This is a genomic window from Nonomuraea sp. NPDC049784 (assembly GCF_040659615.1).
GTDB lineage: Bacteria > Actinomycetota > Actinomycetes > Streptosporangiales > Streptosporangiaceae > Nonomuraea.
In genome coordinates, this window is record NZ_JBFAMX010000292.1 from 1 (window position 1) to 11,936 (window position 11,936).

Annotated in this window: 9 protein-coding genes and 1 pseudogene; 7 read left to right on the plus strand and 3 right to left on the minus strand. The window is 69.9% G+C overall.

Features of this window, described 5'->3' with window-relative positions; genetic code table 11:
* The 5 genes from AB0J09_RS38925 to AB0J09_RS38945 form a co-directional block, all read left to right on the plus strand.
* A partial coding sequence (locus tag AB0J09_RS38925) for a carotenoid oxygenase family protein (protein WP_360702388.1) occupies positions 1-1,172 on the plus strand: 1,172 nt, incomplete at its 5' end.
* Between the two features lie 69 nt (positions 1,173-1,241).
* Positions 1,242-1,790 carry a hypothetical protein gene (locus AB0J09_RS38930; RefSeq protein ID WP_360702389.1) on the plus strand — a complete coding sequence of 183 codons (549 nt, stop codon included), beginning with the start codon at positions 1,242-1,244 and terminating at the stop codon, positions 1,788-1,790.
* Positions 1,790-2,161 carry a hypothetical protein gene (locus tag AB0J09_RS38935; protein ID WP_360702392.1) on the plus strand — a complete coding sequence of 124 codons (372 nt, stop codon included), beginning with the start codon at positions 1,790-1,792 and terminating at the stop codon, positions 2,159-2,161. Before AB0J09_RS38930 ends, AB0J09_RS38935 begins: the two co-directional genes overlap by 1 nt.
* A complete protein-coding gene (locus tag AB0J09_RS38940) occupies positions 2,158-3,702 on the plus strand; it encodes a multicopper oxidase family protein (protein WP_360702394.1) in 1,545 nt (514 codons plus the stop codon). The genes AB0J09_RS38935 and AB0J09_RS38940 overlap by 4 nt, the downstream gene beginning before the upstream one ends.
* 168 nt (positions 3,703-3,870) lie before the next feature.
* Entirely contained in the window at positions 3,871-5,112 is a 1,242-nt protein-coding gene (locus AB0J09_RS38945; protein ID WP_360702397.1) for a cytochrome P450, read from the plus strand.
* A gap of 7 nt (positions 5,113-5,119) precedes the next feature.
* On the opposite strand, the gene AB0J09_RS38950 is transcribed toward AB0J09_RS38945, so the two are convergent.
* A complete protein-coding gene (locus tag AB0J09_RS38950) occupies positions 5,120-6,895 on the minus strand; it encodes a hypothetical protein (protein ID WP_360702400.1) in 1,776 nt (591 codons plus the stop codon).
* A gap of 527 nt (positions 6,896-7,422) precedes the next feature.
* Here AB0J09_RS38950 and leuS point away from each other — a divergent pair.
* Entirely contained in the window at positions 7,423-9,906 is a 2,484-nt protein-coding gene (gene leuS / locus AB0J09_RS38955; RefSeq protein WP_360702402.1) for a leucine--tRNA ligase, read from the plus strand.
* A 149-nt stretch (positions 9,907-10,055) separates the two neighbouring features.
* On the opposite strand, the gene AB0J09_RS38960 is transcribed toward leuS, so the two are convergent.
* On the minus strand, positions 10,056-11,024 hold the full coding sequence (locus AB0J09_RS38960; RefSeq protein WP_360702404.1) for a TIGR03557 family F420-dependent LLM class oxidoreductase: 969 nt from the start codon (positions 11,022-11,024) through the stop codon (positions 10,056-10,058).
* Between the two features lie 52 nt (positions 11,025-11,076).
* The gene (locus AB0J09_RS38965) at positions 11,077-11,493 is read right to left on the minus strand and encodes a hypothetical protein (RefSeq protein WP_360702406.1); all 417 of its coding nucleotides are present in this window, start codon (positions 11,491-11,493) and stop codon (positions 11,077-11,079) included.
* Positions 11,494-11,614: 121 nt separating this feature from the next.
* On the opposite strand from AB0J09_RS38965, the pseudogene AB0J09_RS38970 reads away from it, so the two are divergent.
* Positions 11,615-11,936 (plus strand): annotated as a pseudogene (locus AB0J09_RS38970) (peptidase S41); the annotation flags it as partial.

An 11,936-nucleotide genomic window follows, 5' to 3' on the forward strand; every position in this document is an offset into this window, starting at 1 on the left:
TCCGGCTGCGCGACGGCCGCGCCGAGTGGTACCGCAACCGCTGGGTCCGCACCCCGGCCTTGGACGGTGCTCCCTACATGACCGAGCACGGCCCCGACCTGACCGCCAGCACCGCCGGCACCCACATCATCGAGCACGCCGGACGACTCCTGGCGCTGTGCGAGGCCAACGTCCCCTTCGAGCTCACCCCCGACCTGGACACCGTCGGCGCCTATGACTTCGACGGCAAGCTGCGCAGCGCGATGACGGCGCACCCCAAGACCGACCCGGTCACCGGCGAACTGCACTTCTTCGGCTCCTCGCCGTTCCCGCCGTACCTGATGTACTACGTCGCCGACGCCAAGGGCCAGATCACCCACGGCGCCGAGATCCCCGGCGCCACCGCCTCCCTCAAGCACGACTTCGCCATCACCCGCCACCACGTCGTCTTCATCGAGGGGACCGTCACCTTCGACCCGGCCGAGCACTCCGGCATCCCCTACGGCTGGAACGACGACCAGCCCGCCCGCATCGGCGTCATGCCGCGGGGCGCGGACGGGGCCGCACGGATCCGCTGGTTCTCCATCGAGCCCGGCAACATGCTCCACGCCGCCAACGCCTACGAGGACGACCAGGGCCGCATCGTCCTGGAGGGCCCGACCGTCGACCGGGAGGGATTCCAGCTCTCCTGGAACTGGTGGGTCGGCGCCCCGGGCCGCGGCACCGAGCCCAACACCCGCTCCTACACCCGCCGGTGGGTGATCGACCTGGCCACCGGCGCCGTCGACGAACAGATCATCGACGATCTCGCCGTCGAGTTCCCCACACTGAATGAGGACTACCTCGGCGCCGAGCACCGCTACCAGTACGCCGTCTCCTTCCCTGACCAGGCCGGGTTCGGCGGCTACGGCATCGTCAAGTACGACCGCACTACCGGGGCCCGCCGCGTCTACCCGGTCGGCGACGCCCGCCTGCCCAGCGAGGCGGTCTTCGTCCCCGCGGCCGGCGCCACCCACGAGGACGACGGCTACCTGCTCACCGTGATCTCCGACCTCAAGCAGGACGCCTCCCGCCTCCTGATCCTGGACGCCTCCGGCCTCGAGCAGGTCGCCGCCGTCCAGCTCCCGCGCCGGGTCACCGCCGGCATCCACGGCTCCTGGATCCCCGACGACGCCCTCGGCGCCGACGCCTGAGTTACCCGGGGAGCGGCCGCCGGGCCGCTCCCTCACCAGACCCGCCACTACCCCCGACCGGAGAGCGGAATGTCCCTCGACGCACTACTCCTCGCGGCCCATCTCCTCACCGTTCTCACCATGCTGGCCGGCTTGGTCACCGACTGGATCGGGGTCCTCGCGCTGCGCGGCGCCACCACCCTCCCGAAGGCCAGGAAGGGCCTGAAGGCCCTCGAAGTCTCCGCCGCCTTCGGCGTGTGGGGGCGGCTCGGCGCTCTGGCCAGCGGGCTCTGGCTGGCCATCCATGCCTGGTCATGGGAAGGCTGGATCATCACCGGGCTCATCGGCTGGACCGCGATCATCGCGCTCGGCGAGCCACTGACCGGCAAGGAGCTGCGGCACATGGCGAAGGCAGTCCGGGACGCCGATGGTGAGCTCCCGTCCAGGATTCACGATCCGCGGCTGTGGAGCTCGGTCGTCACCCGGACGGGCGTCATCGCCGCCGTCGCCACCAGCATGATCGGCAAGCCCGGCCTGGCTGCCTGCCTCGGCCTGCTGGCCGCGGTGTACCTGGTCGGCGCCGTCGCCGCTCGGCTGACGGCCCCGGCCCGCACGCCGCACGCCCGGGGTGTGAAGTGATGCTCATCGCCCTGCGCGTGACCGCGATCCTGCACGCGGTGTCCTTCTTTCTCCAGCCCATGCTCGCGGGCATGTTCCTGTCCGGCCAGGACGAGGCGATCGGCAGCCACCAGACCAACGGTGGCGTGCTGGCCATGATCGCGCTGGTCATGATCGTCCTGGCTGGGCTCGCCCGCCGCAAGCGGCTCGTCGGGCCGAGGGTCCTGCCTGTCGTGCTCGCGATCTTCGTGCTGGAGATCGTCCAGCTGACCGCGGGCACCAAGCACGTCATGTGGCTGCACATCCCGCTCGGCGTCGCGCTGTTCGCCACCACCATCGCCACGCTGCCGATGACCCTCCGCGGCAGGCCGACCGAGGAGGCGCGCTCGTGACCGAGATCTCCCGCCGCAGTGTCCTCAAGCTCGCCGGGCTCGCCCTCGCCGCCCCCGGCCTGGCCGCGTGCGGCGGTGGAGGCTCGATCGCCCCCGGCACGCTGACCAGCACCGCGCGGCTGCCGGAGCCCTACACACTCCCGCTGCCGCGGCTCACTCCCGCCAAACCCACCCGCAGCTCGGCCTCGGGCGAGGAGTACGCGGTGACGCTCCAGGCCGCGCAGGCCCGGATCCTGCCCGGCTACTCCACCACGATCTGGGGGTACGACGGCACCTTTCCCGGAACCTATCTCGAGGCCCGTACCGGCAGACCCCTCGTCCTACACCAGACCAACCGGCTCCCGGTGCCGGTCGTCACGCACCTCCACGGCGCCGTCAGCCCGCCGTCCGAGGACGGCTTCCCCACCGACCTGCTCTACCCCGCCTCCCTCGCCCACATGGCCGGCACCCATGCCACGCACGGCATGCACTCCACGCACGACCCGCTCGCCCGCGTCACCGTCGAACAGCGCACCTACACCTTTCCGATGCGGCAGCGCGCCGCCACGCTCTGGTACCACGACCACCGCATGGACTTCACCGGCGCCCAGGTCTGGAAGGGCCTGTATGGGCTCTGCGTCGTCCGCGACGACGAGGAGGCCGCCCTGCCACTGCCGCACGGCGACCGCGAGATCCCACTCCTCATCTGCGACCGCGCCTTCGACGCCGACGGCCAGCTGATCTACCCGTCGATCGACCGCTCATTCCCCGGCGCGCCCGGCATGGCCGAATCCATCATGGGCGGCGCCCAGGGCGATGTCATCCTCGTCAACGGCACGCCCTGGCCCTACACCGAGGTCGCGGCGGCCCGGTATCGGCTGCGGCTGGTCAACGCCTCCAACGCGCGCCGCTACGAGCTTCGGCTCGACGGCCCCGGCGAGGGCACGTTCGTCCAGCTCGGCGGCGACGGCGGGCTGCTCCCCGCGCCCGTGCGCCACACGACCCTGCGGATCTCGCCCGCCGAGCGCTTCGACGTCGTCGTCGACTTCTCCCTGTACGCCGTCGGCTCGGTCGTCACACTCGTCAACACCGCCGCCTCCGGCGGTGCAAGCCGGGTCATGCAATTCCGCGTCACCCGCAAGGAAAGCGACGACTCCGCCGTGCCCGACCGGCTCTCCGACGTCCCGCGGCTCACCCCGAACGGGACGCACCGGCAGATGGTCTTCTCGCGCAACGGCGAGCAGTGGCAGATCAACGGCAGGCCGTTCGACCCGGCCAACCCGATTCTGCGGCCCCGGTTCGGTGTCACCGAGCGGTGGACCGTCCTCAGCGTCGAGCGGCACCCCTTCCACCTGCACGGCACCCATTTCCAGGTGCTCGGCCGCGGCAACTCCGGCCCTGGACGCTACGACGGAGGCTGGAAGGACACCGTCGAGCTCACCCCCGGCGCCGAGATCCACCTCGCCGTCCGCTTCGACGCCTATCGGGGCCGCTACGTCGCCCACTGCCACAACCTGGAACACGAGGACATGGCGATGATGGCGGCCATCCAGGTCATCTAGGAGCGGCCACCGCGGGCCAGGGGAGGAAGGATGCCTGACTTCGACACATCACGCACAGCTACCTTGGGGCTCATCGCACAGATCCTGTGGAGGGCTATTGAGAACACCCCACGTACGGCGTACGTCACACCCATTGACGTAAGTGGCTGCTTTCCTAAAGATGTTCTTATGAGCGTCCTTGACTTCGACCTGTCGGACCGCGACTTCTGGGCCAAGCCCATGAGAGAGCGCGAGGAGGCGTTCGAGCGGCTGCGCTCTCTCGAGGCCCCGGCCTTCTTCGAGGAGATGGAGCTCGACTTCGCGCCCAAGGGGCCCGGCTACCACGCGCTGGTCAAGCACGCCGACATCCTCGAGGCCAGCCGCACCCCCGAGATCTTCTGCTCGGGCGACGGCGGCGCGACGAACGTCCCCGACATGCCCGCCGAGTTCACCGAGTACTTCGGCTCGATGATCAATATGGACGACCCCCGCCACGCCAGGCTGCGCAGGATCGTCTCACGTGCCTTCACGCCCAAGATGATCAAGCAGTTCGAGTCGGACGTGGAGGCGGCGGCGACCGCCATCGTGGACGACCTGCTGGCCAAGGGGCCTGGCTGCGACTTCGTGACCGAGGTCGCGGCCCGCCTCCCGCTGAAGATCATCTGCGACATGATGGGCATCCCCGCGCGGGACTACCAGTTCGTCTTCGACCACTCGAACGTCATCCTCGGCGGCTTCGACCCCGAATACGGCGGCGCCGATCTCGAGCAGCTCGCCGGGCGCCTGCTCAACGCCGGCATGGAGCTGCAGCAGCTCGTCCAGGACCTCGCCGCCCACCGTGCCGATCACCCCACGGACGACCTGACGTCCTCCCTGGTCAACGCCAACATCGACGGCGAGCGGCTGACGATGCAGGAGCTGGGGTCGTTCTTCATCCTGCTGGTGGTGGCCGGCAACGAGACCACCAGGAACGCCATCTCGCACGGCCTGCGCCTGCTCACCGACAATCCCGGCCAGCGCGCGCTCTGGCTGGAGGACATCGACGGGCACGCGCCCGGGGCCGTGGAGGAGATCGTCCGGCTCGCCTCCCCGGTGAACTTCATGCGCCGCAAGGTCACCAGGGACTACGAGATGAACGGGCACCTCTACCGCAAGGGCGAGAAGGCGGTCCTGTTCTACTGGGCGGCGAACAGGGACGAGGCCGTCTTCGCCGACCCGTACCGCTTCGACGTCACCCGTGACCCCAACCCGCACGTCGGCTTCGGCGGCCCGGGGCCGCACTTCTGCCTCGGTGCGCACCTGGCCAGGCGCGAGATCACGGTGATGTTCCGCGAGCTGCTGCGCCGCGTGCCGCACATCGAGGGCGGCAGGCCCGACCGGCTGCACTCCATGTTCATCAACGGGATCAAGCACATGGAGTGCGTCTTCTAGCCCCGATCTAGCCCTGGGTGCCCAGCCTCAGCTGGTTCATCACCGTGCGGATGTCGGGCAGGAGCTGCTTGCTGTCCGACGGGATCGACATGTAGACGATGGCCGGGACGTTGCCGCCGGTGTTGACGGCCATCGTCACGATCGTGGCCTTGTCGGTCTGCGACGTCAGCGAGTACGCGATCAGCCGTCCCGTCGAGTTGCCCACCTTGATCGGCTGCTGGGCGATCTTGCGGACCTTGTTGTCGGTGGGGAAGAAGCGCTTGCGCGCGTCCAGCACCACCTGCTTGATGACCGGCTCCAGGTTGTCCTTCTCGTAGTACGAGGCCAGCTTCTGCGACAGCGGGCCCGACAGGAGCTGGGCGAACTTCTCCGGCGCGACCTGGACGTACTGGCGGGTGTCGTAGCCGTACGTGGCCTTGACCGTGGCGCGCTGGTCCAGCCGCCAGGTGCCGCCCAGGCGCGGGAGCGAGATCCCGGCGCCGGCGTCGGGCACCCTGCCGATGACCGGGGCGGCCTTGCCCGTGTAGTTCGGCAGCTTGCCGATCGTGGTCGAGGACCTGGTGGTGGACGGCGACGACGAGGTCGTGGGCTTCTCGGCCACGGCGTCGGCGCCCGCGGAGTCGTCGCTGGCCAGCGGGCCCGCGAGGAACGCCCACAGCAGCGCGGCGACCAGCGCGATCGCCACGGATCCGCCGAGCGCGTAGATCCAGATGGGCTTGCCGTGCCCCTCCTCGTCCAGGGGGTCCTGGTCGCCCATGGCCTGGTAGTTGTCGCCGAAGACGGTGTTCCAGAGCTCCTGCTGGCGCTCCGGCGGCGGGGTGCGGGAGCCGCTGATCTGGCCGGCGGTCACGAACGGGCGGTCGGGGTCCGAGGGGTCACGGCTCAGGTTCGAGCCGGGGCGGGGAGCGCTCTGGTCCTCGGCGGGGGGCGTGGAGCTGGCGTTCGATGAGTCCATGGTGGGGGTGGAGGGGACGGCGCGGTCGTTGAGCAGGTTCTCTGAGTGCTGGGCGTACGTGACCGTCCGCTCTTCTGCGGGGTGGGTCTGGGGCGGCGCGTGCGCGCCCTGGGGGAGGTCGTCGATCTGGTACATCGCTGTGCGCTCCTCCGGCGAGTCGGCCGCGTTCCGCTCCGCGGGCGGCCAGGGGGCGGGGGAGGAGAGGTTCGACCAGGGGTCGGCGGACGCGGCCGGCGGCTGAGCCCACGCCGGGACCGGATCCGGGACCGGAGGCTGGTTGCCGGCTCGGGAGGCGGGCTCCGCGCCGTTCTGCGGCGGTGCATCGGCCCACGAGGACGGCCCGGCGCCGTTCTGCTGCGGTGCTTGGGGCCATGAGAACGGCCCGGCGCCGTTCTGCGGCGGTGAGGACGGGCCCGCGGTGCCCTGCGGTGGTGCGTCCGACCAGGAGGTGGGGCCCGCCGCGCTCTGCGAGGACGCCTCGGGCCAGGAGGTGGGGACGTCCTGCGGGGCCGACTCCGGCCACGACGTCGGCACGTCCGGCAGGCCGGGTTCCCTGCGCGGCGCCTCAGGCCAGGCCGGCGCCCCCGCACCGCCCTGCGGCGGCGTGTCCGGCCAGGAGGACGGGCCGGAGTTGCTCGCCGGAGACGATTCGGGCCAGGAAGAGGGGCCGGAAGGCAGGTCGGGCCACGACGAAGGACCCGAAGCCTCGTGGCGGGCGGGCTCGGGGCGGGAGTGGCGCGGTGGCTCGGGCCAGGAGTCGTCCGTGCGTGGCGGCTCGGGCCACGACGGGTCCTGGCCGGCGGGACGCGTGTTCTCGGGCCATGACATGGGGACCTCCGCCGCCGGGGTGCCGGGTACGTCGCGGCGAGGCGCGTCTGGCCAGGACGGTGGCAGGTGTGATCCGGAATTCTCCGCTGCCATTGCTGCCGCCCCTCCCGAGGATGTGTCCGGATAACCCGTTATATCCGGATTTGACGTACCAGGCATGATCTCATGGGATTTTCCAGGAGATACAGGTGGTTCCGCAGCGAAACGAGCGAAGCCGTGAGGATCGGTAGGCGGGTCCTGCATCGGCAGGCCTGCCTCCGGTCGATCGGGCTCAGCTGGGTACACCACGGTGACAAGGGTATTCTTATGGGACGAATGGGTCACAACGGATACATCACCATCAGGTCTCGCTGGACCTGAAGGATCCATTGTGCCTGCAGACCCCGGACGAGTATCTGCATTCAGCCGAAGACGTGCGCTACGCTTGACACGTGCGTTCCGCGACCCTGCTTCTTAGCGGGCCGCGACGGCCCTGAAGATTCCCGCCGTCGCGGCTACCCCTCGTTGTGTGCACGAGGGGTTTTCTTATGGGTCCGAGTCAAGCCAGAAGGACAGTAGCCGTGAGTGAGTACGATCCGCAGGCGCTGCAGGCCAAGTGGCAGCAGCGATGGGAGGAGCAAGAGCCCTACCGGGCGAACGAGGACCCGGCGGACCCGCGCGAGCGTCGCTACATGCTCGACATGTTCCCCTACCCGTCCGGCGACCTGCACATGGGCCACGCCGAGGCCTTCGGGCTGGGTGACGTGGTCGCGCGTTACTGGTTCCAGAAGGGCTACAACGTCCTGCACCCGATCGGCTGGGACTCCTTCGGCCTGCCGGCGGAGAATGCCGCGATCAAGCGGAACGCCCACCCGGCCGAGTGGACCTACGCCAACATCGAGACGCAGGTCACCTCGTTCAAGCGCTACGCGCTGTCCTTCGACTGGTCGCGCCGCCTGCACACCAGCGACCCCGACTACTACCGGTGGAACCAGTGGCTGTTCAACCGGTTCTACGAGCGCGGCCTGGCCTACCGCAAGGGCGGCCTGGTCAACTGGTGCCCCAACGACCAGACCGTGCTGGCCAACGAGCAGGTCGTGGCGGGCAAGTGCGAGCGCTGCGGCGCCGACGTCATCCGCCGAGAGCTGACACAGTGGTACTTCAAGATCACTGACTACGCGCAGCGCCTGCTGGACGACATGGACCAGCTGAGCGAGGGCTGGTCCGAGCGGCTGCTGACCATGCAGCGCAACTGGATCGGCCGCTCCGAGGGCGCCGACGTGCTGTTCCAGATCGAGGGCCGCGACGAGCCCGTCCACGTCTACACCACGCGGCCCGACACGCTGTTCGGCGCCACGTTCTTCGTGGTCGCCGTGGACGCCAAGCTGGCCGACGAGATCGTCACCGACGAGCACCGTCCCGCCTTCGAGGCTTACCGCGCCGAGGTCGCCAAGCTGAGCGACATCGAGCGGCTGTCCACCGACAAGGAGAAGTCCGGCGTCTTCCTGGGCCGCCACGCGATCAACCCGGTCAACGGCGAGCGCATCCCGGTCTGGGCGGCCGACTACGTGCTGTCCGACTACGGCCACGGCGCCATCATGGCCGTGCCCGCCCACGACCAGCGCGACCTGGACTTCGCGCTGAAGTTCGGGCTGCCGGTGAAGGTCGTCGTGCACACCGGCCTGGCCGACCCGGGCGAGACCGGCGAGGCCACTCCGGGCGAGGGCACGCTGGTCAACTCCGGTCCGCTGGACGGGCTGTCGAAGGCCGAGGCCATCTCCAAGATCATCGAGGTTCTGGAGCGCGAGGGCAGGGGCACGGGCGCGGTCAACTTCCGGCTGCGCGACTGGCTGCTGTCCCGCCAGCGGTTCTGGGGCACGCCGATTCCGATCATCCACTGCCCCGACTGCGGCGAGGTGCCCGTCCCCGACGAGCAGCTGCCGGTCACGCTGCCCGACATGCGCGGCGAGGCACTGGCGCCCAAGGGCGTCTCCCCGCTGGCCAGCGCCACCGAGTGGGTCAACGTCGAGTGCCCCAAGTGCGGCGGCGCGGGCAAGCGCGACACCGACACGATGGACACGTTCGTCGACTCGTCGTGGTACTACCTGCGTTACTGCTCGCCCGGCTACATCGACGGCCCGTTCGACGTCGAGCAGGTGCGCAAGTGGGGCCCGATCGACCAGTACGTCGGCGGCATCGAGCACGCGGTCCTGCACCTGCTGTACTCGCGGTTCTTCACCAAGGTCCTGCACGACATGGGCATGGTCGACTTCACCGAGCCGTTCAAGCGCATGCTGAACCAGGGCCAGGTGATCAACGGCGGCAGGGCCATGTCGAAGTCCCTGGGCAACGGCGTGGACCTGGGCAAGCAGATCGACGACTTCGGTGTCGACGCCGTACGCCTGACCATGGTCTTCGCCGGTCCGCCCGAGGACGACATCGACTGGGCCGACGTCTCGCCGGCCGCGTCGCAGAAGTTCCTGGCCCGCGCGCTGCGCGTCATATCGGAGGTGGACAGCGCGCCCGGCGTCCCGTTCGAGACCGGCGACGTTGAGCTGCGCAAGGTCACGCACCGCACGATCGATGAGGTCACCAAGCTGATCGAGTCCTACCGCTTCAACGTCGCGGTGGCGCGCATGATGGAGCTGACCTCGGCGACGCGCAAGGCCATCGACTCCGGTCCCGGCGCCGGTGACCCGGCCGTGCGCGAGGCCGCGGAGACGCTGGCGATCATGCTGTCGCTGGTGGCCCCGTACGCCGCCGCGGAGGGGTGGGAGCGGCTGGGCCGCACCGGTCCCGTCGCCTTCGCCGGCTGGCCGGTGGCCGAGCCCGAGCTGCTGGTGCAGGAGTCGGTCACCTGCGTCGTGCAGGTGGCGGGCAAGGTGCGCGACCGGCTGGAGGTCTCGCCGGACATCAGCGAGGACGAGCTGCGGGAGCTGGCCCTAGCCTCGGAGAAGGTGGCGCCCTACCTGACGAACACGCCCCGCAAGGTGATCGTCCGGGCGCCCAAGCTGGTCAACATCGTCCCGTAACCACTCGGTCCCGCGCGTCTCGGCGTGCGGGCGGGCGGCGTCACCCACCGGTCCGGGAGAGCGCCCCGCACGCGGGCGGCATCACCGTCGCCCGCGTGCGCGGCCTCGCTCGTGGCCCGTGGACGCGCGGCGCAGCCGTCGGCGGGTGGTCAGAGGTCGCGCAGAGCCGGGAGGAGCTCCTTCTCCGCCCAGTCGAAGAACGGCTGCTGCTGGTCGTGCCCGATCTGGACGAGCGCCACGTGCGTGTACCCGGCGTCGGCGTACTTCCTGAGGCCCTCCACCACCGCGCTCACGTCGTTGCCGCACGGCACGCTCTCGGCCACGTCCTCGGGACGCACGGTGCCGGTGGCCGCGGCGAAGTTCACCGGCCCGGGCAGCTCCGCCATGACCTTCCAGCCGCCGCACGCCGCCCAGCGCCAGAGCTTGTGCGCCCGCTCCTTGGCGGCCTCGGCATCGGTGTCGTACGCGATGGCCAGCTGCCCGTAGACCGGCTTGCCCTGCCCGCCCGCGGCGTTGAACTGCCTGACCACGTCCGGCAGCGGCTCGTTGACCACCAGCATGTCGCCGAACTCGGCCGCGATCTCCGCGGACTGACCCCCCGAGGCGGCGATGGCGAGCGGGACCGGCCGGTCCGGCAGGTCATAGAGCTTGGCCGAGTCCACGTCGTAGAACTCGCCCTGGTAGGTGACGTAGTCGCCGCCGAACAGCTCCTTGATGATCTGGATCGCCTCGGCGAACATCCGGTGCCTGGTGTCCACCGGCGGCCATCCCTCGCCGACGACGTGCTCGTTCAGGTTCTCGCCCGCGCCGAGGCCCAGCGTGAACCTGCCCTTGCTCAGCACGCCCATCGTGGCCGCCTTCTGCGCCACGACGGCCGGGTGGTAGCGCATGATCGGGCAGGTCACGTACGTCATGAGCGGCATCCGCTCGGTGACCTGGGCCGCGGCGCCCAGCACCGACCAGCAGTACGGCGAGTGCCCCATCTCCTCGACCCACGGGAAGTAGTGGTCGGAGATGACCGCGTAGTCGAAACCGATCCGCTCGGCTGCCGCGGCGTAGTCGACCAGTTCCCGTGCCGGAGTCTGTTCGGACATCAAGGTGTAGCCGATTTGTACCATATGTCCCGGCTACCCGGGTTTCTCCACGTTAGCGGTGACCGGTCGGAGATCATCAATGGCTGAGTTCTTCGATCACCAGCGACAGACCGATCCCCAGCAGCCAGACGTCCTTGACCAGCGCGGTGCCCTGCTCGGACGGGCGCAGACTGCCCTCCCGCCGCATCCCCGGCGTCTTGAGGTACAGCCCGATCAGGCCGGCCGCGAACCCCGTCAGCGCGGCCCCCGCCAGCAGCGAAGGCACGAACGGGGCCAGCAGCGCCGTCCCGAGCGCGATCTCGCCCCTGGAGAGCAGTTTGGTGAAGGCCACCGGGTCCATGTCGCGCAGGAACGGGTACGTGCCGGAGGCCATGCCATGCAGGCCCGCGGCGGTCTGTTCGTCGGCGTCGGCCTTGCTGAGTCCGGAGTTCAGGATGACGGCCCCGGCGGCCAGGCGTGCCGGGAACTGGTGCGGACGGGCGAGAAGCTTCATAGTCCTCGCTCTTCCCGCAGGTTTCCGCCACATCCCGCACTTGGCCGTTCACGGGACGTGGCGGGGCCGTCCGGAGGAGAATTCTTGGGCTGACCTTGGCGCCTGGCATTAATGTGCATCTGTGACAAGTGGCGCATACCTGAGATACCCGCATTTGCACGGCGACGTCGTGACCTTCGTCGCCGACGACGATATCTGGCTGGCTCCCCTGGCCGGAGGCAGAGCCTGGCGGTTCACCGCCGACCGGGTGCCGGTGTCGCACCCGAGGTTCTCGCCCGACGGCACGCGCATCGCCTGGACGAGCGGCAAGGAGGGCGCCCCGGAGGTGTTCGCGGCGGAGATCGACGGCCCCGAGGGCGAGCGGCTGACCCACTGGGGCAGCGCCGCGACCGGTGTGCGCGGGTGGACCGCCGAGGGCGACGTGCTCGCGATCACCGCGGCCG

Excerpts from the sequence above, each read along its gene's own strand:
- AB0J09_RS38930 (WP_360702389.1), top strand. The coding sequence starts at position 1,242 with ATGTCCCTCGACGCACTACTCCTCGCGGCCCATCTCCTCACCGTTCTC.
- AB0J09_RS38935 (WP_360702392.1), top strand. The coding sequence starts at position 1,790 with ATGCTCATCGCCCTGCGCGTGACCGCGATCCTGCACGCGGTGTCCTTC.
- AB0J09_RS38945 (WP_360702397.1), top strand. The coding sequence starts at position 3,871 with ATGAGCGTCCTTGACTTCGACCTGTCGGACCGCGACTTCTGGGCCAAG.
- AB0J09_RS38950 (WP_360702400.1), bottom strand. The coding sequence starts at position 6,895 with ATGTCATGGCCCGAGAACACGCGTCCCGCCGGCCAGGACCCGTCGTGG.
- leuS (WP_360702402.1), top strand. The coding sequence starts at position 7,423 with ATGGGTCCGAGTCAAGCCAGAAGGACAGTAGCCGTGAGTGAGTACGAT.
- AB0J09_RS38960 (WP_360702404.1), bottom strand. The coding sequence starts at position 11,024 with ATGGTACAAATCGGCTACACCTTGATGTCCGAACAGACTCCGGCACGG.
- AB0J09_RS38965 (WP_360702406.1), bottom strand. The coding sequence starts at position 11,493 with ATGAAGCTTCTCGCCCGTCCGCACCAGTTCCCGGCACGCCTGGCCGCC.